This window comes from Polaribacter sp. (assembly GCF_039939415.1).
Lineage (GTDB): Bacteria > Bacteroidota > Bacteroidia > Flavobacteriales > Flavobacteriaceae > Polaribacter.
In genome coordinates this window covers 1-23338 of record NZ_JBDVJE010000043.1, presented here as the reverse complement: position 1 = coordinate 23338, position 23338 = coordinate 1, and the positions used below count along the sequence as shown (strand labels likewise).

Below are 23338 nucleotides of genomic sequence, written 5' to 3'. Positions count from 1 at the left end.
AGTGCAACTAACCTTTTGCAGTATTATGAAATTTACAAAACACTTTTTTACCTTCCTTTTTACTTTAGTTTTAATACAAACTTTAGCAGCACAAGATTATTATTTTAAAGACAAAGTACCTTTTGATACTAAAATTCCAACTCCAGAAGAGTTTTTGGGTTATGGAATTGGAGAACATCATACAAGGCACGATTTAATTGTAGCTTATTTAACAAAATTGGCTGAGGTTTCAGACAGGGCATCCATAGAAATTTATGGAAAAACGCATGAAAAAAGAAAACTGGTAATGTTCGCAGTTTCATCACCTAAAAACTTACAAAATTTAGCGAACATTAAATCTGAGCATTTAAAATTTGTTGATACAGAAACAACTGCTAAAAATTATGATGATGTTCCAGTAATAATTCAATTAGGTTATAATGTTCACGGAAATGAACCTTCTGGAGCAGAAGCAGCTTTGTTAACGGCTTACACTTTGGTTGCTTCTAATAATGCAGAGGTTTTAAATTATTTAGAAAAGTCGGTTATTTTTATTGATCCTGCTATAAATCCTGATGGAAGAGATAGACACACACAATGGGCAAATCAATATCAAGCAAAAAATTTGGTTTCTGATAATGTAGATGCAGAACATACAGAAGGTTGGCCAAGAGGTAGAACAAATCATTATTGGTTCGATTTAAATAGAGATTGGTTGTTGGCTGTGCATCCTGAGAGCAAAGCAAAATTAAAATGGATACATTCTTGGTACCCAAATGTAGTGACTGATTTTCACGAAATGGGTACAAATAGTCATCACTTTTTTGAGCCAATGAAACCAATTGGTTCTTGGGATCCTATTATGCCAAAAGAAAATTATGAGGATTTAAACAATTTATTTGCGCCTTATTTTGCAAATGCTTTAGACAAAGTTGGTTCTTTATATTATACTAAAGAATCTTTTGATGGCACGTATCCTGGTTATGGATCTTCATACCCAGATTTACAAGGAGGTTTGGCTTTGTTATTTGAGCAAGCAAGTTCTAGAGGTCATATTCAAGATACAGATTATGGTACAATTACATTTCCTTTTACCATCAGAAATCAGTATATATCAACTTTTGCAACGATAAAAGCAGCTGTAGAAAACAAAGGTTTTTTAAGAAAATATCAGCAAGAATTTTTTAAATCTGCAGTTACTAAAAAAGTAAAATCGGGTTTAGCAGGTTATGAGTTTCAAGAGAAGTACGATAAAAACAGAGCAAAAGATTTTATTGAGCAATTGTTAACGCATAAAATTAAAGTGTACAAAAGTGGAGATACTTATACTGTACCTTTAAAACAACCACAACAAAGAATGGTGCAAACAATGTTCGAAACTTATAGCAAGTATAGAGATAGTGTTTTTTATGATGCATCAGCTTGGAGTTTAGCGAACTTTTACAACATTAAATATCAAGAGAAAAAAACGATAAATTTAGGAACAGAAATAACATCAACAGAAAATTTAATTCAGAATACTAAAATCAAAAAATCGAGTTATGCTTATATCATTGATTGGGATGATTACAACTCGCCAGCAGCATTATATTATATGCAAAGCAAAGGATTAACTGTTGCTGCTGCTTTTAAACCTTTTTCGATTAATACATCAGCAGGTGATAAAAATTTTAATTATGGTAGTTTGTTAATACCTGTTAGTAAACAAAAAAAATCGAGTGATGAAGTTTTTAAAATTATAACTGAAGCTCAAGAAAAATTTGAAATTCCTGTTTTTGGAACAAATAGCGGATTTAGTTTAAAAGGAATTGATTTAGGAAGTAATAATTTTAGAGCCTTAGAAAAACCAAAAGCGGCTATGTTAATTGGTGAAGGAACAAATTCTTATGAAGCTGGTGAAGTTTGGCATTTATTAGATACTAGAATTCATATGCCAATTACTAAAATTAGAATGTCTAATTACAGAAGAGCAAATTTAGATAAATACAACACTTTGGTAATGGTTTCTGGGAGCTATAGTGAGTTAGATTCCATCCAAAGAAATAAATTAAAAGATTGGGCTGCTAAAGGAAATACTTTAATAACAATTGCAGGTGGTTCTAAATGGTTGATTGATAAAAAAATGGTGAAAGAAAGTTTAACAAAAAAGCCAAAGTCTAAAGAAAAAGACAAAAAAGAAATTAAAAGAAAGCCTTATGTTGATGCTTCTGAAAATTATGGAAGGGAAAGAGTAGGAGGTGCAATTTTTGAGGTAGATTTAGATGTAACTCATCCTTTAGGATTTGGATATAGATCTTCTAAATTGCCAGTGTATAAAAATAATATGGTGTTTTTAGCACCAAGTAAAAGTGCGTATGCAACCGTTGCAAAATATACGGAAAACCCACATATAGATGGATTTGTATCTAAAAACAATTTAGACAATTTTATTAAACCATCAGCATCATTATTAGTAAGCCCTTTGGGTAGAGGTAGAGCAATATTATTTGCTGATAATCCTAATTTTAGAGGTGCTTGGTATGGAACAAATAAGTTGTTTTTAAATGCGTTATTTTTAGGTGGAGAGGTTAGAGTGCCAAGGTAAATACTAAATAGTTGTTATAAATAAAAAAGAGCGTTAACTTAGTTAACGCTCTTTTTTATATTTTATTTATGATTAAGATTTTAAATACTTATTAAAAAATTCAATAGTTCTTTCCCAAGATAAATCTGCAGCTGCTTTATCATATCTTGGTGTTGTATTATTGTGAAAACCATGATTTACATTTGGATAAAAATGTGCTGTGTGTGGTATATTGTTTGTTTTTAAAACTTTTTCATAAGCAGGCCAACCAGCATTTACTCTTTTGTCTAATTCTCCATACTGTAATAATAAAGGAGCTTTTACTTTAGCAGCAAGTTCATCACTAGGTTGTCTTCCATAATAAGGAACTGCAGCACCTAAATCTGGAACTTTTACTGCCATCATATTAGAAACCCATCCACCAAAACAAAAACCAACAACACCAATTTTACCATTACAATCTTTGTGGTTTTTAAGGTAATTGTAGGCAGCTATAAAATCTTCTAACATTTCAAATTTATCTCTTTTTTTCTGCATAATTCTTCCATCATCATCATTACCAGGATAACCACCTAAAGGTGATAAAGCATCTGGAGCTAAAGAAACAAAACCTTCTAATGCTGCTCTTCTTCCAACATCTTCTATATATGGGTTTAAACCACGATTTTCGTGAACAACAATAATTCCTGGTAGTTTCTTTGTTGTGTTTTTAGGAATAGAAAATAACCCTTTAATTACACCTCCACCTTTTGGAGAATCGAAATTGATAAACTCTGATTTTAACCTAGGGTCATCTGCAGGTACTATAATGGAATCTAAATAATTAGGTGAAATAAAACTTAATAAAGCAGGTAAAGTAATTGCACCAACAGCGTATAAAGATAGTTTTTGTAGAAACTCTTTTCTTGTTATTTTGTTGTGTGCATAATCATCATATAAATCAAATACTTCTTGATTAATGTCTTCTTTTTTAAGTGCATCCATAGTTGAGGGTATTAATTGGTTAAATTATATCCACTAATATACTTAAAAAATGAGTAAGAATTTATTGTTTATTTTTTTTGAATCCGTAAAGATTTTGATGAATAAAATCTTTCGGAAAATTTTCTTCTCCTTTAAACCCCAATTCGATAGTTCCACTTTCTTCAGGAATGTAATCAGTTTTAAAAATATAATCCCAAATGCTTAAGCTAATTCCATAATTCATGCCGTTTTTTCCTTCAGGCAAAACATAGGCATGATGGTATAAGTGCATTACAGGATTGTTTAGAATATATTTAAAAATACCATAAGTAATTTTAATATTCGAGTGGTTAAAATGTCCAATTGCAATGGTTATAAAATGAACAATATAAGCTTGTTCTGGTTCAAAACCACCAATAAGCATTACTCCAAAAGTTTTTAAAGGTTTGTAAAGAATGTTTTCCATCCAATGGTATCTTAAGTGTGCTGCAAACCCCATTTCTTTTACACTGTGATGTACTTTGTGGAATTTCCATAAAATTGGGTATTTATGTAAAAGTACATGTGTAAACCATTGTACAAAATCTAAAATTATAAAAAACACTAAGAGTTGTAGCCAAGGTTTCCATTTAGAAATATCGAATATTGCCAAACTATTTGAAGTAATATTAAACTCATTAAATAATAAACCTAGAACTTCATAAACTCCACTAATTACAATAGAAAAAATGAAGAAGTTAAAAAACATATAGAATGCATCTAACCAAAAATCTTTTCTAATTATTGCTTGATTTTTTCTCCAAGGAAAGGCTATTTCTAATCCCCAAACAATAAGGGATATTGTTATTAATCCCCAAAAATAATTAGTATACCAAGGCACATCAAAAATTATAGATTTCCATGTCCAATCTACAGTTCCATTAAAAGCATTTAAAAATGCATCTAGATATTTTTTCATTTTTAAATATAATTATAATCCTTTAATAGTTTGTCGAAATTATTTACAAACTTTGCAATCTTGTTTGTCTTTTATTTCGCCAATTAATTTTCCATTATTATTGAGTTCAAAACCACAACAATCTATGAATCCTTGAGCTATTAATTTTCTTGCACGTTGTATTTGCGATTTTGTTGTTGGTAAAGTTTGGTTTAATTGATTGGCAATTTCTTTTTGCTTTAAACCTTTTATATCTGATAAAAACAACGGATCTCTATATTTTTTAGGAAGTCCTTTTAAAATTCCACGTAAACAATCTTTTTCTGTATGAATGTTTTCTGAAATTTCTGTTTCATTCTCAAAATTTGCAATTTCATAAGTTTGATTTGTGGATTTCCAATAATCTAAAATAGAGTTTCTAGTAATGGTAAAACACCAAGATTTTAGTTTATTTAAATCTTTTAATGTGTGCAGTTTTGTATGAATTTTGATAAAAGTATCCTGCAAAATATCATCAGCAATGGTATTATTTTTTACTTTGCTGATGATAAATCGTTTTAAGTCTTCAGAATAAGAAGCCCAAACTTGTTTTGTTGTCATTTTTAACAATTACAATTAGAACATGTACAGTTTTGGCAAGTACAATTTTTGCAATTCTCAGTGTTACATTCTGCACAACTACAAGTACAATTATTATTTTTCATGATATTATTTTTTAAGATTCATATAATAGACTTAAAGTTATTGAAAAAGATGCATTTAAGTTAAAGTTTTTTTTGTAAAGTAGATTTTACCATTTTAATAAGTATAAACACCTGAATTTCAGGTTATTTTAAAATTATATTAATTCATTTTTATACATTTAGGTTATTATAAATTTAAAAATATTAAAAATGGCAGATACAGTAAATTCTCAAATTACAGATGCAGTAACACAATCTAATGTAAAAGTGGTGGCAGAAGCACCAGCAATGGCAATGGGTAATGTTTATCAATCATTAGCACATTCTATGGGGTTGTTAATGGAGAACTCAGTAAATCAACAACAACAAGCTAGTATATTATCTCAAGCTGTAACAACGCAATGTGTAACAACTATTTTAGCCACAAAAGATGCCGGAAACAAACAATAATTCAGAAAAAACAGTAAATAGCCAAATAATTGATGCTATTAAACAAGTTAACGGATTTTTAAAAGATAGTAGTTTTAGTTTAGATTCTATTTCTAACCAAATTACTGCACAAGCAGCAAGTATAGAAATGATGAATATTGTGCAACAACAACAACAATTACATACATTACAAAATGCGGTAACAGCAGCTGCTGCAAAAACGATGTTAAATTCAAGTCCGCAAGAAGCTATTCAGTTAATAAATGATGTTGTAAAAGAAAACAATGTTACAAATTCTTTAAAAGATTTAAAGGAATTGATAGATAGTTTGAATTCTTCTGAAAAAAAATAAAAGAATTAAATTATTTAACTTTCAGTAATTATTGAAAGTTAAGTAATTTGTTGTACATTTGTTGCATGGAATTAAATGAAGCAAAAAATAAATACATTCAGACTTGGGGTAGTTTAGCTACTTCTTGGGGAATTAACAAAACTATGGCGCAAGTACATGCTTTGTTATTAGTTTCTACAAAACCTCTTTCTGCAGAAGACATTATGGATACTTTAAAAATTTCTCGTGGAAATGTAAATATGAATGTTAGAGCATTAATTGATTGGGGAATTGTTTCAAAAGAATTTGTAGTAGGTGAGCGTAAAGAATTTTTTGTAGCTGATAAAGATATTTGGGAATTGTTTAAACAGATTACCAAAGAACGAAAGAAAAGAGAAATAGAACCTGTAATAAAAGTGTTAGACGAATTGAAAAAAATTGATGATTCTTCAGAAGAGGGAGAGCAGTTTAAAAAGGTTTTAGGAGATTTATCTTCTGTAACTACAAAGGTAAATTCTATATTAGAAAATGCAATAAAAGCAGATGAACATTGGTTGCTGTCTAACTTTACAAAAATGGTAAAAAAGTAAAAAAATTTGAACACAAACTTTCATAAATTTCTGAAAGTTTTAAAATAAATAAATTATGAATATTAATATCTCAATATTGACTTGGATTAATAGGATTTTTATGATTCCTTTTATAATCTCTCTTTTAATTTCAATTCTAGATTCAGGCTACTTATTCTATTCATTATATATAGCTTTTGCATTAGGTTGCTTCCAGGTTTCTTCTTCATTTATAACATTGTTTTACCATAAAAAAATAAAGAATTTTAAGTTCATACTTATATATTTATTATCTGTAGTATTGTATTTTTTGGGTGTTTTTTTATTCTTTGAGTTTGAAAGGCACATTCCAGTTAAAGATGTAGTTATTATAATTTTTTGGTTTGCCCCAATTCCTTTATCTATATTTTGGACATATATTATTGAATCCATAAAAAAAGAATTATGAACCAGTTAACCTATATATTATATATTCTATTATCAAGTTACATTGTAATTGTAGTTGGTAATTTATGTTACAAAAACGGAATAGTATACATCTTAAATTATTTTCCAAATGATATTAATTTTGGAAACGGAATCAATAAATTATTAAGAATAGCTTATTACTTATTAAACATTGGTTTAGCAATTTGGAGTTTACATTCTATGAGAGAAATTTATAATACAACCGAAATGATTGTTGAAGTTTCAGACAGACTAAGTTACATTTTACTAATAATTGCAGGTTTACATTTTATCAATATTTATTCAGTTTATTTAATTCACAAACATTTTAAAAATAAATAATTATGAACACTTCATTAGAATTAATCGCTTACATCATTTATTTACCAATAGCAATTGGTTTAACAACATTTGTATCGCAACATTTATTTAAAAATAGTAAAATTTTTATGTTAGATATTTTTAGTCAAAAAGTAGAAATTGCTATGGCAACCAACAAACTTTTTAAAATTGGTTTTTACTTGCTAAATATTGGTTTTGCTTTAAGAATTATTTCTATTTACAGTCTGTCAAGCTATAAAGATTTGGTTGAGGCTTTGAGTGTAAAAATTGGTGGATTTTCAATTTATCTAGGAATCGTAATGATCCTTTTTATTGTATTCTTTTTAAATGGCAGAAAAGTTAATAAAGAGAATAATTTAAGAATGAAAAAGAGGGAGAATTTATTAATAAAAGATAATTAATAAATATAAAACCCCACTCAATTTGAGTGGGGTTATTCTTTTGGAAGCAAGGAGTCTTTCAAAATATCATCTACATTCCCAAATTTGGCATTATAATTTTAAAATTTTTATTAGTTTCAGTATAAATAATAAATTTATCTATGAAATATTTACTTAATAAGAACTGCTAAAAAAATAAAAATATACATTTGTTTGAACTCTTAAATTAATCAAGAATTATATAATCTCTTCTTAATAATCTATTAATAACGATATTTTCAACTTCAGTAAGGTCTTCATCTTTTATATCTGTTAAACGGTCTAAAGCTTTTTTTCTATCTACATGGCCAACAATTTTCATAGCTCTATCTAAATTAGCACTTTCCTCATTAGGGTCTTCTGTAAGAAACATTAAACGTGCAACATTTAAATCGTCCGTAGACTTTAGTGCGAAACCTATTGAGATTATGGTGCTATCTACCTTTGTTGTGCAGTTGTTTAAAATTTTAGCCTCCTCTTTAGTGAGTACTTTATCATAATATTTTTCAATTTCTAATTGCCTTTGATATTCTGTTTCTGGGTTTTTAATATGTTCTTTATTCATACTTTAAAAATAATTATTAAATGCATTGCCTTCTACATATTCCTTCTATACTGCCCACCAACTTTAAATAAAGCATCAGTAATTTGACCTAAAGAACAAACTTTTGTGGCTTCCATTAACTTTTCAAATAAGTTTTCATTCTGAATGGCAGCTTCTTGTAAACTTGCAATTTGTTTTTTAACTTTAGTTGGATTTGCTTTATTAAGATTCTCTTTAGTTTTAATTTGATATTGTTTCTCTGCTTCAGTTGCACGAATTACTTCTGCTGGTTGTAGAGTTGGAGAACCTTTTGAACTTAAAAACGTGTTTACACCAATAATAGGGAAATCCCCATTATGTTTTAAAGTTTCATAGTACAAACTTTCTTCTTGTATTTTAGAGCGTTGATACATGGTTTCCATAGCACCTAAAACGCCTCCTCTTTCTGTAATTCTATCAAACTCTTCTAGAACAGCAGCTTCAACTAAATCAGTTAATTCTTCAATAATAAATGCACCTTGAATTGGGTTTTCATTCTTAGTTAAACCTAATTCTTTATTGATAATTAATTGAATTGCCATGGCTCTTCTTACAGATTCTTCTGTTGGAGTTGTAATAGCTTCATCATAGGCATTTGTGTGTAAAGAATTACAATTATCGTTAATGGCATACAAAGCTTGAAGTGTTGTTCTAATATCATTAAAATCTATTTCTTGAGCGTGTAAAGAACGTCCAGAAGTTTGAATATGATACTTTAACATTTGTGCTCTTGAGTTAGCTCCATATTTATTTTTCATAGCTTTTGCCCAAATTTTACGTGCAACTCTACCTATTACAGAATATTCTGGATCAATTCCGTTTGAGAAAAAGAATGATAAATTTGGTCCAAATTTATTAATATCCATTCCTCTTGATAAATAATATTCAACGTACGTAAATCCATTTGATAACGTCAATGCCAATTGTGTAATAGGATTTGCACCAGCTTCTGCAATATGATATCCAGAAATAGAAACCGAATAAAAGTTTCTTACTTGTTTTTCAATAAAATATTCTTGTACATCACCCATTAAACGCAGTGCAAATTCTGTAGAAAAAATACACGTATTTTGTGCTTGATCTTCTTTTAAAATATCTGCTTGTACAGTTCCTCTAACTTGTGCTAAAGTGTCTTTTTTTATTTGTTGATAAACTTCGGATGGTAAAACTAAATCACCAGTTAACCCCAACAATAGTAAACCTAAACCATTATTTCCTTCTGGTAATTCTCCTTGATATTTTGGTCTTTCTAAATCTTTTAAATCATAAATTTCTTTGAATTTTGCTTCAACTTCTTTTTCTAGTTGATGTTCTTTGATGTATTTTTCACAATTTTGATCTATGGCAGCATTCATAAAAAACCCTAACAGCATTGGTGCTGGTCCATTTATAGTCATAGAAACAGAAGTCATATGATGACTTAAATCGAAACCAGAATACAGTTTTTTAGCATCGTCTAAACAACAAATAGAAACTCCAGCATTACCAATTTTTCCATAAATGTCTGGTCTTAAATCAGGATCATTTCCATATAAAGTAACAGAATCAAAAGCAGTAGAAAGTCTTTTTGCATCCATTCCTAAACTTACATAATGAAAACGTCTGTTGGTTCTTTCTGGGCCACCTTCTCCAGCAAACATTCTTGTTGGGTCTTCACCTGTTCTTTTAAAAGGATATAAACCTGCTGTAAAAGGAAATTCTCCCGGCACATTTTCTTGTAAATTCCAACGTAATAAATCTCCCCAAGCTTTGTATTTAGGTAATGCTATTTTTGGTATTTGTGTATGTGAAAGTGATTCTGAATGTGTTTCAATATTTATTTCTTTATCTCGAACTTTAAATGTGTATAAAGGATTTTGGTACTTGTTTACTTTTTTTTGCCAGTTTAAAATGGTTTCCCAATTATGTGGATTTAAATTCATTTTTACTTTGTCAAATTGAGCTAGTAATAATTCTAAAAATATTTTTTGAGATTTCTCGTCAGTCGTTCCTCCTTCTTTCGAAATGACATACGCCTTGTCATTTTGAGCTTGTCGAAAAATCTCATTAATATTTAATCCAGATTTTGTTAATAGAGATTTCTCCATTTCAGTCGAAATGACATCAGTTAAAGATAGAATAGTTTGATAAATTCCATATAATTTTTGAGCGACAATAACTTGTTCGTCAACTTTTTGATTGTAATCTCTATTTTCATCAGCAATTTCAGATAAATAACGAACTCTTTTTGGTGGAATTACAAATATCTTTTCAGACATTTCTTTAGTAATTTCCATGTTAGATTTTAAATCTGCTCCAGTTTTTTGAACCAATTTATCCATTATACTTTTGTATAAAGTATTCATACCTGGGTCGTTAAATTGAGATGCAATTGTTCCAAAAACAGGTAAATCTTCTTGATTGATATGCCACAAATTATTGTTGCGCATATATTGTTTTTTTACATCTCTAACAGCATCTAAAGCCCCTCTTTTATCAAATTTATTGATAGCTACTAAATCAGCAAAATCTAACATGTCAATTTTTTCTAATTGAGTTGCTGCACCAAACTCAGGTGTCATTACATATAAAGAAGTATCAGAATGTTCTATAATTTCTGTGTCAGATTGTCCTATACCTGATGTTTCTAAAATGATTAAATCAAATTCAGCAGCTTTTAAAACTTCTATGGCTTCATTTACATGTTTAGATAATGCTAAATTAGATTGGCGCGTTGCTAAAGAACGCATATAAACTCTAGGGTTATTAATAGCATTCATTCTAATTCTATCACCTAAAAGCGCGCCACCAGTTTTTCTTTTTGATGGGTCAACAGAAATTAATCCTATTGTTTTATCTGGAAAGTCTATTAAAAAACGACGAACTAATTCATCAACTAAACTAGATTTTCCTGCACCACCAGTTCCTGTAATTCCTAAAACAGGCGTTTTAGAATTTTTGTTTTTGGTATAAATTTTTTCTAAAGTTTCTTTTGCAACCTCAGGGAAATTTTCTGCGGATGATATAATTCTAGCAATTTTGTCAGACTCTTTGTTAGGTAAATTTTCTACTTCAACATTTAATTTATCTCCAATTGTAAAATCAGCGGTTTTAACCAAATCATTTATCATTCCTTGTAAACCAAGTTCTCTTCCATCATCAGGAGAATAAATTCGTGTAATTCCATAATCCATTAAAACTTTAATTTCTTCAGGAAGAATTACACCACCACCACCACCAAAAATTTTGATATGAGAAGCATCTTTTTCTTTTAGTAAATCATACATGTATTTAAAATACTCATTATGTCCTCCTTGATAAGAGGTAATTGCAATAGCATTTACATCTTCTTGAATGGCACAATTAACAATTTCTTCAACAGATCTATCATGACCTAAATGAATAACTTCAACTCCAGTAGATTGAATAATTCTACGCATAATGTTAATTGCAGCATCATGTCCATCAAAAAGTGCAGCAGCAGTAATAATTCTTACTTTATGTTTAGGTTTATATGGTTTTGTTGTGTTCATTCGTAATTTATATTGGTTTTTTGAGGGTCAATTTAGTAAATTAATAAAATACTGGCTTGTTTGTTGATATTTTATAAATAATTTGTAAAATTAAAATACTTTCTGTTTTTTAAATAATTCTTGTTTTTTTCATTTTGATAAGCTTCTCTTTCAAAGCTTAAATTTAAATAAGTAAGATAACTATTTTTATAAATAAAGAATTTATAGATCCATTCTAATGCATAAAAAATATAGAATAAAATGACAAATAATTCTTGTTGTTGTTTTAAATGGATTTTTTCATGATTGATTAAAATTGTATCTTTTTTAAGGTTTTCTTTCTTTAAAAAGATAAAAGGGAAAAGTGTAATTGCTGAAAATCCTTTAGGGACAATAAATTTAGAAATATAAATCATAACTATCATAAAACAAATATCAGTCCAAAATAAATATATTATGTTAATACATACAAAAATCGTTTTTTAATATTAAAAAAAAAATGGCATGTTTATTGATGTGTTAATAGTCAGAGTTTTATCATAAAAAATAAAGAAATTATATTTCTATTTGGTTAATTCATTCATTAATTTAAAAACTAATTATTATGAAAAAAAGTATTCTTTTATTGTTAAGTATTGTTTTATTATCATCTTGTAGCACTATAAAAGTAGTTTCAGATTATGATTCTAAAGTAGATTTTACAAAATATAAAACCTATGCTTTTTATAAGCCAGAAATTGATAAAGCTAAAATTTCTGATTTAGATAAGAAACGAATTTTAAGAGCTATTGAAACAGAATTATTGGCTAAAGGATTTACAAAATCTAAAAAACCAGATATGTTGGTGGGTATTTTTACAAAATCTAGAGAAAAAGTAAATATTAATCAAAATAATGTAGGGTTTGGTTGGAATCCTTGGTGGGGAGGAATGAATAATAATAATATGAATATAAATCAATATACAGAAGGAACTCTATTTATTGACTTTATTGATAAAGAAAAGAAAGAATTGATTTGGCAAGGAGTAGGTACTGGAGCTTTAAAACTTCAAAATAGAGCTAAAAAAGTAGAAAGGATTAATTTATTTGTAAAAGAAATAATTGCTAAGTTTCCTCCAAGTGAAGATAAATAAAAATTAAAAGCGTTCTTAAGAACGCTTTTTTTATGGAATAAAAACTATTTTTGCAAAATGTATAATCAAAGAATTCCTTTAGAGGAAGGTGATTTTTATTTAAACGAAAAAGGCTATAAAGTTTTTACAGAAAAATTTCACTTAAAAAGAGGGTATTGTTGTAAAAGTGGTTGTAAACATTGTCCTTATGGTTATGATAAAAAAACAGATAGTTTTAAATAATAAGTGACTTTATAGAAAAAATAGTTTCATAAGAATATATAAATTTAAAATAATGATAAAAAGAATTTTAGTATTAGTTATTGCAATTCAGTTTGTAGGATGTGCAGAATTACAAAAAGTTGTAAACCAAGTAACAGAGAGTGGTGTTTTAAGTAATGAACAAATAGGTAATGGTTTAAAGCAAGCCTTAGATAACGGAATTAAAAATCAAGTTTCTAAATTAACATCTACAGATGGGTTTTATAAAAACGATTTGGTTAAAATTTTATTACCAGAAGAATTACAAGCTGTAGATAAAGGTTTGCGTAAAATTGGTTTAGGAAATCTTGCAGATGAAGGAATTAAGGTTTTAAATAGAGCAGCAGAAGATGCTGTTAAAACAGCAACTCCAATTTTTGTAGATGCTGTAAAAGATATGACTTTTACAGATGCAAAAAATATTTTATTAGGAGATCAAAATGCGGCAACAACTTATTTACAAGGTAAAACTACAGAAAACTTAACGGCAAGTTTTAGTCCAGTAATTAGTAATTCTTTTTCTAAAGTAGGAGCAGATAAAGTTTGGAATAATTTAATTAATAAATACAATTCTATTCCTTTTGTAAAGAAAGTAAATCCAGATTTAACTCAATATGTAACAAACCAAGCTTTAAAAGGTGTGTTTACTATGATTGAAGTTGAAGAAAAAGGAATTAGAGAAAAAGTTGGTTTAAGAGATACGGCCTTGTTAAAGCAAGTTTTTGCGTTGCAAGATTAAAACATAATTATAGCTGATTATTCGCTATTTTTTCAAAGAAGAGCTTTCTGTAGGTATTTCCTATTGGGAGCTCTTCTTTGTTTATAAAAAGAGAATCATTATCAATTTTATCAATGTGTTTTATAGATACAATATATGATTTGTGTATTTGAGTAAAATCTGATTTTGGTAAATTTTCTGCTACATGTTTTAAAGTACTATACGTTATAATCCGTTTGTCTTTTAAATAGATAGAAATATAGTTTTTTAAACCTTCTACATACAAAATATCTCTTGTAAATACTTTTGAAAACTTGTTTTTTCCATCTGTTTTAAAAAAGAGATATTCATCATTTTTAGAAGTAGTTTCTACAACTGTTTCTTTTTGATTTACTTTTAAGGCAGCTTTATAAAATTTTTCAAACTCAATTGGTTTTAAAAGGTAATCTACAGCAGAAACATCATAACTTTCCAATGCAAATTGTGGATACGCTGTTGTAAAAATAATTTTTGTTTTTTGATTGATAATTTTCGATAATTGAATTCCAGTTATTTCTGGCATTTGGATATCTAAAAAAACCAAATCAATATGTTCTTTTTCAATGCTTTGAAGTGCTTCTAGCGGATTTGTATATGTACCTTTTAATTCTAAAAAAGAAATTTTAGCTACATATTTTTCTAATAACCTAATTGCTGGCGGTTCATCATCTACAATTACGCAAGTTAGTTGTTTGCTCATAATGGAAACTTTAAATAAGCTTTAAATTTAGTATCTGTTTTTTGAGCCTCTAAAATATAACTATCTTTAAAAATAACAGCTAACCTTTGTTTAATGTTTTCTGTTCCAATACCAGAATCCATATATTTTTCTGAATTATTAATATGATTTTCTGTGCTAATTTCTATTTCTTTATTACTGATGTTAATCTTAATTTTTGCTGGACGATTTTTGTCATTTATAATTCCGTGTTTGCAAACATTTTCAATAAAATGAATCAAAATTAAAGATGGAATCTGTTGGTTTTCTATAGTTCCGTTAATCTCTAAATGAATTTGAAAGTTATCTTCATATCTTCTTTTAAAAAAATAAATATAATCTTCAATAAAGTCTATTTCTTTCTTAATTGGCATAAAATCTTCTGAAGCTTCATAAGTAACATACCTTAATAATTGAGATAGTTTTAAAATAGCCTTGGCAGTTTCTGGTTTTTCGTCATATAATTCTGAATAGAAATTATTTAATGTATTAAATAGAAAATGCGGACTAATTTGAGCTTTTAAAGTTGTTAATTGAGCTTGTTTATGTTCTATATTTAATTGATGTAGTTTGCTTTTGTTTTCATTATACTTAAATAATAAATACACTATTGTACTATATAAACAGGCTTTAAAAGCATAAATAAAACTATCTGTTAAATAAATAAAAATAATATTATCTTGTTTAAGATTGTAATTATGAATGTCTAAAAAGTATAGTAAAATAACTTCTTCTAATAGAAAACGAATACCTGCGAAGGTAAAAATCATTAAAACTATTGATAACGCAAATAGTATATACTTTTTTTTATCTAATAATTTTGGTAAAAAATAATAATAGTTTAAAAGGTAGGTAATAAAAAAGATAAGACTAAATGTTAACGTAAAAATGAAAACATAAAATAGTATCAGTTCCTTACTTGAAACAAAAAAATGCCAACCAAAATCTAAGATAATTAGTGTGATAATTACTAGTATGTTGTATTTTAATTCTTTATTAACTTTCATAAGTCAAAGATATAATTTTGTTTTCTTCAAAATAAAAAACAGGACAAACCTTACTTTTCTTTATATAAACAGATGTTTTTGTAAAACTAAAATTTTATCACATTAAATATAATAGTTCGTGTAATGAATAAGTATATAGGTGTAATAAAAATAAAGTAGTTGTATTTGTAATGTACTATTGTGGTGTAATTAAAAAAACGATACAATGAAAAAATCTTTAATAATACTTGTAACTTTATTAATCTGTTCATGTCAAAAACAGAAGGCTATAAAAAATGTTAATGTCACTATTAAAGAAATTGACACAGCTTATATACATAGTAAGTTGGCTTATTTTACTATTGATAATTATAAAATTGAAGGAGAAGGAAAAAATATACTTCAGGAAATGATTGATGAATCTCAATTTATAGTTTTTGGAGAGAGTCATTATTCTAAGCAAACGTCTATTTTAACGAAAGCATTAATACCATTATTAAGTAAAGCTAATTTTAGTAACTTTTTAGCTGAAGTTGGACCTAACAGCGCACAAAAATTGATAGAGTTGTCTTCGCCATTCTCAAAAACGGAAGAAAACATGAATGCTTTTATGAAAAAATATAAGCATAAAGAATTAGGAGAAACAGCAGACCCTATTCCGTTTTTTGCAGGAATAGAAGATGCTAGTTTTTTAAAAACAATAAGAGAATATAAAATGAATCTTTGGGGAATTGACCAAGAATATATGTATTCAATATTATTTTTTACTGACGAATTATTAAAAGAAGCAGCGCATAAAGAAAACTATAAAGAAATTCATGAATTAAAAGAGAAAGTAGACGAAATCATCTTTAAATATTTAAAAGAGGACGAAGAAAGGAAAATAGAAAGTGCTTTGGCATTAATTGAAAAAGAGAAAAGTGTAATTGATTTTTTTAATCAATTTGATAAAAACGATGTTAAAGCAATAACTATAATTAATGATTTAAAGTTTAGCTGGGATATTTATTTAAGGTGGAGAAAAGGGTCACATGCAGACAGAATAAGTTACATGAGAAATAATTTATTAAAGATTTATAACAAGAATAAAAATGCTAAAATGTTTGTTAAAATAGGAAGTTTACACGCGTCAGAAATTATCTCAAATTCAGCTTTTGATATTGGAAATTTAACCGAAGAATTAGCAAAAGGAAATAGTACGATTAGTTCTAGTATAAATTCTTGGAGACCATTTTATGTAGAAGATGGTAAGCAAATAGATAATTTAAAAAAGTATAGTAACTATTATCAAAAATATAATCTTTTTACTGTTTTTGCTAAAGAGAATAAATGGATTATAATTAACTTAAAGTCTATTAGAGAAGATATAAAATCAAATAAAATTAAGTTGCCAAATGATGGAACTTATCATGGCTTAAGAAAAATAATTGATGGTTATGATTATCAATTAATATTACCTGAAGATGAATCAATTACATATAATTTAAAATAAAAATAATTACCTGTAAATCAAGTATTTGTATTGTGTTTAAGGGGCAAAATTCTTAAATGTGTCACGACTAAATCAACTTAAAAGATATCGAAAACAATTAGAAGAACGCTATAATAGATTGGTAGAAAGAGCTAATGATTATAAATATGTTGATGAAAGTAAAAGTGATAGATCTGCTTTTAAGGCTATGAAAGTTTTAGAAAAACGAAACAGAGTTAAGTATTTAGATAAAGAAACTTCAAATGCTATTTCTTAGCGTTTTAAAATAAGTAAAAGCTTTTAAAAGTCTACTTCCGTACCAAGAAAACATTTCTCCATCAACAAGCATAACTTTTACATTAGGTAATATATTTTCTAATTCAAAAATGTGCTTTTCTTTAAAAGGATAAGGCTCAGATGACAATAAAATAGCATCAACAGAAGGTAGTTTGGTAATGTCAACTTCTGGATAGCGTTCTTTGTTTCTAAAAACATTTTCAAAATTATTTAATTCCAATAAATGATTGATGAAAGTAGTGTTTCCAGCAACCATCCATGGGCTTTTCAAAATAAAATAAGCAATTTTTTTAGACTTTTTTGTTTTTATAAATTTTTGAAAATTGGTTAGTTTTATGGTTAATTCATTTAGAATTTTAGAAGATTTAGAAACACAATCAAAAATTTTTCCATACTGATTGATTAGGTTTATGACATCATCAATAGTAAAAATATCAGAAACATGAGTTGGTGCAATTTTAAGACAAGTTTCAACAATTTCTTTGGTGTTTTCTTCTTTGTTGCAAAGAATAATATCGGGTTTTAAAGCCTTTATTTTTTCAATGTTAATAGTTTTAGTGCCGCCAACAATAGCCTTCTCTTTTCTTAATGTTGAAGGATATATGCAAAATTTTGTAATACCAATAATTGAATTTTCTAAACCTAAATCAACCAATAACTCGGTCTGACTAGGCACTAAAGAAACAATTCTTAGAGGAGTTTTTTTTAACTCCAAAATATTTCCAATTTGATCTTGGAACTTTTTCAAATTATTGATTTAAAATTTCAGCCATTTGAGTTTGTAGTTCCTTAGCTTTTTCAGCAGCAGAACTTGCAAAGTTTTCATCTTTAGAAGCATAAATAATTCCTCTAGATGAGTTTATTAAAAGTCCAATATTATCAGCTAAACCATATTTACAAACATTTTGTAAATTACCACCTTGGGCACCAACACCAGGAACTAATAAAAAAGAAGTAGGAACTATTTTTCTAATTTCTTTAAAATATTCTGCTTTTGTAGCACCAACAACATACATTAAGTTTTCAGCGTTTTTCCATCCTTTAGAAGTTTCTAAAACTTGTTTGTATAATTCTTTTCCATCCACTTCTTTAGTTTGAAAATCAAAAGCACCTTCGTTAGAAGTTAAAGCTAACATAATGGTGTGTTTGTTTTCAAAAGCTAAAAAAGGTTCTACAGAATCTTTTCCCATGTATGGTGCAACAGTTACAGAATCAAAAGCTAAATCTTCAAAAAATGCTTTTGCATACATGGTAGAAGTATTTCCAATATCTCCACGTTTTGCATCGGCAATTGTGTAAATTTCAGGGTGATTTTCATTCAAGTAATTAATCGTTTTTTCTAAAGATTGCCAACCTTTTAAACCATAAGCTTCATAAAAAGCGGTATTTGGTTTATAGGCAACACATAAATGATGAGTAGCATCAATAATTGCTTTGTTAAATTCGAAAATTGGATCTTCTTCTTTTAAAAGATAAGGTGGAATTTTATTTAAATCCACATCTAATCCAATACATAAAAATGATTTTTTCTTTTTAATTTGAGCAATAAGTTCTTGTGTTGTCATTTGTTTTCTAAAAGTTATGCAAAAGTAGGTATTTTTGTTTTTAAAATAAGAGTCAAATTGTAAGTAATAGATATATTTGATGACAAAAAACAAAAACAAAATATGTTTAAAAAATTATCAATAGTAGTTTTATTACTTTTTTTTGTAAGTTGTAATTTTGAAAAACCAACAGAATTCTCGGAAAAAGCATTAAATGAAAATGTATATAATTTAAATGATGTTCCATCAACATTTAAAGAAGTTTTAAACCAACATAAAGGAAAAAATATTTTAATTGATGTTTGGGCTTCATGGTGTAGAGATTGTTTAAAAGGATTGCCAAAAGTAAAAATTTTACAAAAAGAATATCCAGAAGTAGTGTTTTTATTTTTATCCGTTGATGAAAGAGTAGCTTCTTGGAAAAGAGGTGTAAAAAAATATAATATTAAAGGAGAACATTACAACTTACCAAAAGGGATGAAAAAAGGAGATTTGGTAGATTTTTTAAATTTAAGTTGGATTCCTAGATATATTGTCGTTAATGAAAGCGGAAATATTTCTTTGTTTAAAGCTATAAATGCTTCTGATAATGCTATAATAACTGCGCTAAAAAAATCTATATAAAACGTTTTAGTAACTATTTGTTTTTCTCTACGTTTTTTGTTTTTCCATTTCTTAAATTTACATCAAAATAAAAAATAGATAAACTCCTATTCTTTAGGAATAAAATTATAATTATGAGATCTAAAATAGTAGCAGGAAACTGGAAAATGAATAATGATAAGAAAGAAAGTAAAAAACTTATCAAAGATTTAAAAAAAGCAATTAAAAAAGAGAAATTAAAAAATACTCGTGTAATTGTAGCTCCTACTTTTGTTAATTTATCAGCTTCTGTAAAAGCTGCAAAAGATTCTAAAATAGAAGTTGTTGCGCAAAACATGCACCAAGCTAAAAACGGAGCATATACAGGTGAGATTTCTGCAGATATGTTAAAAGCAATCGGAATAGAAACTGTAATTTTAGGTCACTCAGAAAGAAGAACTTATTTTAATGAAACAGATGCTTCTTTAGCAGAGAAAGTTGATGCAATTATTGAAAATGATTTAGAAACAATTTTTTGTTTTGGCGAATTGTTAGAGGATAGAAAATCTGACAATCATTTTGCAGTGGTAGAAAGCCAATTATCTAATGCATTATTTCATTTAGAAGCAGATGCTTGGAAAAGTATCATTTTAGCTTATGAGCCAGTTTGGGCAATTGGAACAGGAGAAACTGCAAGTGCAGAACAGGCACAAGAAATGCATGCTTTTATTAGAAGTATCATAGAGAAAAAATACAATAAAGAAGTGGCAGATGCTGTTTCTATTTTATATGGAGGAAGTGTAAAGCCTGCAAATGCAGAAGAAATTTTCTCTAAACCAGATGTAGATGGAGGTTTAATTGGTGGAGCAGCTTTAAAAGTCGACGATTTTACAGGAATTATTAAAGCTATTTAATATCGTATTTAAAGAATTTTACAATAAATTTGCATCGAGATTTTAAAATCTTGATGCATTTTTTTTACAAATAATTTATGGATAATATTTATATAGAATACAATTTTACAGTAGCTCCTAAAGAACCTGCAACAGAGATTCTTATTGCAGAGTTAGGTTCTGTAGGTTTCGAAAGTTTTGTTGAAACTGAAACCGGAGTTACAGCTTATATTCAGAAAGAAGAATGGAGTAAAAATATTCTTGAAACTATTTTTGTTTTAAATTCGGATGAATTTTCTATAAAATATAATCTAAATGAAGTTGAACAAACAAATTGGAATGCAGAATGGGAAAAGAATTTTACACCTATTCAAGTTGATGATTTAGTGAGTATTCGTGCGCCGTTTCATAAAAACCCTAATTTAAAATATGATATTATAATTGAGCCTAAAATGAGTTTTGGTACTGGTCATCATGAAACTACACACATGATGGTACAGCATTTATTAAATTTAGATTTAGAGAATAAAAAAGTATTAGATATGGGTTGTGGAACAGGAATTTTAGCAATTTTTGCTGAAATGAAAGGCGCAAATCCTACAGATGCAATAGATATTGATAATTGGTGTTATGAAAACTCTTTAGAAAATGTAGAGAGAAATAATTGTAAGAATATTTCTGTGTATGAAGGAGATTCATCTCTTTTAATCAATAAAAAATATGATGTTATTATTGCCAATATCAACAGAAATATCTTGTTAATGGATATGAAAGTATATGCAAATTCGTTAAATGAAAATGGAGTATTACTTTTAAGTGGTTTTTATCTAGAAGACATCCCTATAATAGATGCTGAGGTTTCTAAATACAATTTAAAGTTAGAAACCTATATCGAAAGAAATAATTGGGTTGCGTTAAAATATAACAAAGAGTAAAAAATATTTTATATTTTTATAGTATGAGTACAAAAGAAAAAATTCAAGAAGAAGTAGATTTATTAGAGCAAGAAGTATTTCAACATGAAATAGTATTGCATAATGATGATGTAAACACATTCGATCATGTTATAGAATCTTTAATTGATGTTTGTGATCATACATATGAGCAAGCAGAACAATGTGCAACTTTGGTTCATTATAAAGGGAAATGTACTGTAAAATCTGGTGAATTTAAAGATTTAGAACCTAGGTGCTCTAAGTTGTTACAGTTAGGTTTGTCTGCAGAATTAATTTAATTATGGAAAATGTTTTTAAATATTACGAGTTTTCTGATTTCTTTTTAGACGAATCAGATGCTTTTTCTGGAAACGAAATTAGTTTTACAGAGTTAAATGAAACACATTTTTTAATTTTCGAAAAGAGATATAATTCTTATAATTTGTATGTCTCTAGATATCAATCTAAAAAAGAAATCGGCACAAAACCTCCACAGATTTTAGAATTGTTGGTCGAAAACTACGATAAAAGTATTCCAGAACATAGAATTGCAATAAAACAGTATTTAGATTAAACTTTTCTTAAAGACATTTTATTGTTTTTAATAAGCAATAACAATTTTATATAGTTTTGTGCTTAATAATTGTAAAATAAAATAGCATTTTTTTTACAGAATATTATCTTTCATTCATCCTACATTTTTTAGTTACTCCTTAATAAAGAAACTCCCTTGTTCATTTAATTATTTGGTTGATGTAGAAAACTAAGTAGCATTTTGTAAAACTCAAAGAAGCTAGATAGGAATAGATGAAGTGAAAGAGAGATTTTTAATAATAATTGATTTTTTTAGTTTAAAAAGTGTGTTTAAAAAAATACGTTTCCAAATATCGTTAAAAAGAAGAGGTAAATCTTCAAAAGTATACCATTCATCGAAAATCTTTATTTAGTAACCCATTATGTTATTTATTTGTAGTGACTTTTATAGGGGATAAGAGTCTAACACATTAAAATAATAAAGTTGGGTAAGCGAATCTTAATATTATTTATAATATTTCTACTTCCTTTTATAGGAATAGCACAAGTTGTGCCAGCACCAGCACCACCACCACCACCACCTGGTTTACCTGTGGATGGTTTTATGGTTGCTCTGTTTTTAATAGCAATAATATATGGGTCTGTAAAGATTTTTAAAGATAGTAGTAGTTAGTATTTATACTAAGTTTGGTTAGATAAAAAGGTTTTAAGCATTTGCTTAAGGCCTTTTTTGTATTAAGCATTTAGAAGTAAGTTAAAAATTAAATATAATTTGATATTGTTATAAATGCATAAAATACATTTCCAGAAAAAAAACCAGCATTTACAAAAATATGTAAATTACTGGTTTTATTGGTGACCATGCTAGGATTCAAACCTAGAACCTCTTGAGCCGTAATCAAGTGCGCTATTCAGTTGCGCCACATGGCCGTAAGCGGGTGCAAATATAATAGCATTTTTTTAAAACAGAAAGACTATTGTAACTTTTTATGAATTTATTTCTATTTTATATTTATCTACAATAGATTTTGCTTTGTCTTTGTCTATACCTAAAACATGAATTTCTACAGAGTTCATTTGTTCGCCAAAACCAGCTAATCTTGCAGATTCAAATTGATCTTTGACTAAATAAGTAATTTTGTTTTCATCTAACAGGTTTTGCAAACCTCTAACTATAATTGATGAACCAGAAAATATTTTAATGTGTTCTGTTAACATAATATTGTTTTTTAATCTAGTGAATTTAAGGTTACATAAGCTCTCCATCCAACTAAAGCAAGTTGAGCTTTTGATGCTTTAGAAATGTCCAATCCTTTTTTTGTAAAAGAAGGTAAAATTAATTTGTTAATTTTTGCAAGAGTTTTAAAAACTTTTTTCTTCATTTGTTGTAAATCAAGATACAAATTTACTGAAAATAAATAACTCAACTTTTAATAGTTGAGTTGCTTTTAAAGAAGTTCTATTCTTTTCTAGTTAGTTTTTAAAATAAAATTTGAAGAATAATTTCTGATAA

The 23338-nt window shown here is 27.6% G+C and carries 30 protein-coding genes and 1 tRNA gene; 17 read left to right on the top strand and 14 right to left on the bottom strand.

Annotated elements, in window-relative coordinates:
- The first annotated feature begins 25 nt into the window (after positions 1-25).
- Complete coding sequence (locus tag ABJG40_RS06375) at positions 26-2563, top strand: M14 family zinc carboxypeptidase (protein ID WP_348023743.1); 2538 nt, start codon at positions 26-28, stop codon at positions 2561-2563.
- Between the two features lie 72 nt (positions 2564-2635).
- Here ABJG40_RS06375 and ABJG40_RS06370 read toward each other — a convergent pair whose 3' ends face one another.
- The 3 genes from ABJG40_RS06370 to ABJG40_RS06360 form a co-directional block, all read right to left on the bottom strand.
- Positions 2636-3526: a dienelactone hydrolase family protein gene (locus ABJG40_RS06370; RefSeq protein ID WP_348023742.1), complete on the bottom strand. Its 891-nt coding sequence runs from the start codon at positions 3524-3526 to the stop codon at positions 2636-2638.
- A gap of 61 nt (positions 3527-3587) precedes the next feature.
- On the bottom strand, positions 3588-4463 hold the full coding sequence (locus ABJG40_RS06365) for a sterol desaturase family protein (RefSeq protein ID WP_348023741.1): 876 nt from the start codon (positions 4461-4463) through the stop codon (positions 3588-3590).
- A gap of 39 nt (positions 4464-4502) precedes the next feature.
- Positions 4503-5042, bottom strand: coding sequence for a sigma-70 family RNA polymerase sigma factor (locus tag ABJG40_RS06360; RefSeq protein WP_348023740.1), 540 nt, complete (start codon positions 5040-5042; stop codon positions 4503-4505).
- A gap of 293 nt (positions 5043-5335) precedes the next feature.
- Between ABJG40_RS06360 and ABJG40_RS06355 the strand changes: the two genes are divergently transcribed.
- The 3 genes from ABJG40_RS06355 to ABJG40_RS06345 all read left to right on the top strand — a co-directional run bounded on the left by ABJG40_RS06355 (position 5336) and on the right by ABJG40_RS06345 (position 6475).
- Positions 5336-5575: a RebB family R body protein gene (locus ABJG40_RS06355; RefSeq protein WP_348023739.1), complete on the top strand. Its 240-nt coding sequence runs from the start codon at positions 5336-5338 to the stop codon at positions 5573-5575.
- Positions 5556-5906: a hypothetical protein gene (locus ABJG40_RS06350; protein ID WP_348023738.1), complete on the top strand. Its 351-nt coding sequence runs from the start codon at positions 5556-5558 to the stop codon at positions 5904-5906. Before ABJG40_RS06355 ends, ABJG40_RS06350 begins: the two co-directional genes overlap by 20 nt.
- A 65-nt stretch (positions 5907-5971) precedes the next feature.
- Complete coding sequence (locus ABJG40_RS06345; RefSeq protein ID WP_348023737.1) at positions 5972-6475, top strand: MarR family transcriptional regulator; 504 nt, start codon at positions 5972-5974, stop codon at positions 6473-6475.
- A 222-nt stretch (positions 6476-6697) separates the two neighbouring features.
- Here ABJG40_RS06345 and ABJG40_RS06340 read toward each other — a convergent pair whose 3' ends face one another.
- Positions 6698-6886, bottom strand: coding sequence for a hypothetical protein (locus ABJG40_RS06340; protein ID WP_348023736.1), 189 nt, complete (start codon positions 6884-6886; stop codon positions 6698-6700).
- A 12-nt stretch (positions 6887-6898) separates the two neighbouring features.
- Here ABJG40_RS06340 and ABJG40_RS06335 point away from each other — a divergent pair, with 12 nt between their 5' ends.
- Both ABJG40_RS06335 and ABJG40_RS06330 read left to right on the top strand, forming a co-directional pair.
- Positions 6899-7243, top strand: coding sequence for a hypothetical protein (locus ABJG40_RS06335; protein ID WP_348023735.1), 345 nt, complete (start codon positions 6899-6901; stop codon positions 7241-7243).
- Between the two features lie 2 nt (positions 7244-7245).
- Positions 7246-7644 (top strand): hypothetical protein, encoded by a 399-nt coding sequence (locus tag ABJG40_RS06330; protein WP_348023734.1) that lies wholly within the window; start codon positions 7246-7248, stop codon positions 7642-7644.
- 205 nt (positions 7645-7849) lie between these two features.
- Here the strand turns inward: ABJG40_RS06330 and ABJG40_RS06325 are convergent, their stop codons facing one another.
- The 3 genes from ABJG40_RS06325 to ABJG40_RS06315 all read right to left on the bottom strand — a co-directional run bounded on the left by ABJG40_RS06325 (position 7850) and on the right by ABJG40_RS06315 (position 12161).
- Positions 7850-8227 (bottom strand): hypothetical protein, encoded by a 378-nt coding sequence (locus ABJG40_RS06325; protein ID WP_348023733.1) that lies wholly within the window; start codon positions 8225-8227, stop codon positions 7850-7852.
- Positions 8228-8259: 32 nt separating this feature from the next.
- Complete coding sequence (locus tag ABJG40_RS06320) at positions 8260-11757, bottom strand: methylmalonyl-CoA mutase family protein (RefSeq protein WP_348023732.1); 3498 nt, start codon at positions 11755-11757, stop codon at positions 8260-8262.
- A gap of 71 nt (positions 11758-11828) precedes the next feature.
- Positions 11829-12161, bottom strand: a complete 333-nt coding sequence (locus ABJG40_RS06315; protein ID WP_348023731.1) for a hypothetical protein — start codon at positions 12159-12161, stop codon at positions 11829-11831.
- A 179-nt stretch (positions 12162-12340) separates the two neighbouring features.
- Between ABJG40_RS06315 and ABJG40_RS06310 the strand changes: the two genes are divergently transcribed.
- Genes ABJG40_RS06310 through ABJG40_RS06300 form a run of 3 tightly spaced genes read left to right on the top strand, consistent with a single transcriptional unit; the run spans position 12341 to position 13847 of the window.
- Entirely contained in the window at positions 12341-12868 is a 528-nt protein-coding gene (locus tag ABJG40_RS06310) for a DUF4136 domain-containing protein (protein ID WP_348023730.1), read from the top strand.
- Between the two features lie 57 nt (positions 12869-12925).
- Positions 12926-13090: a DUF5522 domain-containing protein gene (locus ABJG40_RS06305; protein WP_348023729.1), complete on the top strand. Its 165-nt coding sequence runs from the start codon at positions 12926-12928 to the stop codon at positions 13088-13090.
- 52 nt (positions 13091-13142) lie between these two features.
- Positions 13143-13847, top strand: a complete 705-nt coding sequence (locus ABJG40_RS06300; protein WP_348023728.1) for a DUF4197 domain-containing protein — start codon at positions 13143-13145, stop codon at positions 13845-13847.
- A gap of 7 nt (positions 13848-13854) precedes the next feature.
- Here the strand turns inward: ABJG40_RS06300 and ABJG40_RS06295 are convergent, their stop codons facing one another.
- Positions 13855-14565: a LytTR family DNA-binding domain-containing protein gene (locus tag ABJG40_RS06295; RefSeq protein WP_348023727.1), complete on the bottom strand. Its 711-nt coding sequence runs from the start codon at positions 14563-14565 to the stop codon at positions 13855-13857.
- On the bottom strand, positions 14562-15353 hold the full coding sequence (locus tag ABJG40_RS06290) for a histidine kinase (RefSeq protein ID WP_348023726.1): 792 nt from the start codon (positions 15351-15353) through the stop codon (positions 14562-14564). The genes ABJG40_RS06295 and ABJG40_RS06290 overlap by 4 nt, the downstream gene beginning before the upstream one ends.
- Before the next feature lie 442 nt (positions 15354-15795).
- Here ABJG40_RS06290 and ABJG40_RS06285 point away from each other — a divergent pair, with 442 nt between their 5' ends.
- Both ABJG40_RS06285 and ABJG40_RS06280 read left to right on the top strand, forming a co-directional pair.
- A complete protein-coding gene (locus tag ABJG40_RS06285) occupies positions 15796-17061 on the top strand; it encodes a hypothetical protein (RefSeq protein WP_348023725.1) in 1266 nt (421 codons plus the stop codon).
- Positions 17062-17119: 58 nt separating this feature from the next.
- A complete protein-coding gene (locus ABJG40_RS06280) occupies positions 17120-17317 on the top strand; it encodes a hypothetical protein (protein ID WP_348023724.1) in 198 nt (65 codons plus the stop codon).
- On the opposite strand, the gene ABJG40_RS06275 is transcribed toward ABJG40_RS06280, so the two are convergent.
- Complete coding sequence (locus ABJG40_RS06275; RefSeq protein ID WP_348023723.1) at positions 17300-18085, bottom strand: helical backbone metal receptor; 786 nt, start codon at positions 18083-18085, stop codon at positions 17300-17302. The two genes, ABJG40_RS06280 and ABJG40_RS06275, sit on opposite strands and share 18 nt — an antisense overlap.
- A 1-nt stretch (position 18086) precedes the next feature.
- Positions 18087-18902 (bottom strand): orotidine-5'-phosphate decarboxylase, encoded by an 816-nt coding sequence (pyrF, locus tag ABJG40_RS06270; protein WP_348023722.1) that lies wholly within the window; start codon positions 18900-18902, stop codon positions 18087-18089.
- Between the two features lie 102 nt (positions 18903-19004).
- Here pyrF and ABJG40_RS06265 point away from each other — a divergent pair, with 102 nt between their 5' ends.
- The 6 genes from ABJG40_RS06265 (at position 19005) to ABJG40_RS06240 (ending at position 22498) form a co-directional block, all read left to right on the top strand.
- A complete protein-coding gene (locus ABJG40_RS06265; protein WP_348023721.1) occupies positions 19005-19505 on the top strand; it encodes a TlpA disulfide reductase family protein in 501 nt (166 codons plus the stop codon).
- 113 nt (positions 19506-19618) lie between these two features.
- Positions 19619-20377, top strand: a complete 759-nt coding sequence (gene tpiA / locus ABJG40_RS06260) for a triose-phosphate isomerase (protein ID WP_348023720.1) — start codon at positions 19619-19621, stop codon at positions 20375-20377.
- Positions 20378-20454: 77 nt separating this feature from the next.
- Positions 20455-21291, top strand: a complete 837-nt coding sequence (gene prmA, locus ABJG40_RS06255) for a 50S ribosomal protein L11 methyltransferase (protein WP_348023719.1) — start codon at positions 20455-20457, stop codon at positions 21289-21291.
- A gap of 23 nt (positions 21292-21314) precedes the next feature.
- Positions 21315-21590, top strand: a complete 276-nt coding sequence (locus ABJG40_RS06250; protein WP_348023718.1) for an ATP-dependent Clp protease adaptor ClpS — start codon at positions 21315-21317, stop codon at positions 21588-21590.
- A 2-nt stretch (positions 21591-21592) separates the two neighbouring features.
- Entirely contained in the window at positions 21593-21865 is a 273-nt protein-coding gene (locus ABJG40_RS06245; protein WP_348023717.1) for a hypothetical protein, read from the top strand.
- 444 nt (positions 21866-22309) lie between these two features.
- A complete protein-coding gene (locus ABJG40_RS06240; protein ID WP_348023716.1) occupies positions 22310-22498 on the top strand; it encodes a hypothetical protein in 189 nt (62 codons plus the stop codon).
- A 180-nt stretch (positions 22499-22678) separates the two neighbouring features.
- On the opposite strand, the gene ABJG40_RS06235 is transcribed toward ABJG40_RS06240, so the two are convergent.
- The 3 genes from ABJG40_RS06235 to ABJG40_RS06225 all read right to left on the bottom strand — a co-directional run bounded on the left by ABJG40_RS06235 (position 22679) and on the right by ABJG40_RS06225 (position 23207).
- Positions 22679-22755 (bottom strand) — tRNA-Arg (locus ABJG40_RS06235).
- Positions 22756-22812: 57 nt separating this feature from the next.
- Positions 22813-23043 carry a DUF2007 domain-containing protein gene (locus tag ABJG40_RS06230; RefSeq protein WP_348023715.1) on the bottom strand — a complete coding sequence of 77 codons (231 nt, stop codon included), beginning with the start codon at positions 23041-23043 and terminating at the stop codon, positions 22813-22815.
- 11 nt (positions 23044-23054) lie between these two features.
- The gene (locus ABJG40_RS06225) at positions 23055-23207 is read right to left on the bottom strand and encodes an SsrA-binding protein (protein ID WP_348023714.1); all 153 of its coding nucleotides are present in this window, start codon (positions 23205-23207) and stop codon (positions 23055-23057) included.
- Positions 23208-23338: the final 131 nt, after the last annotated feature.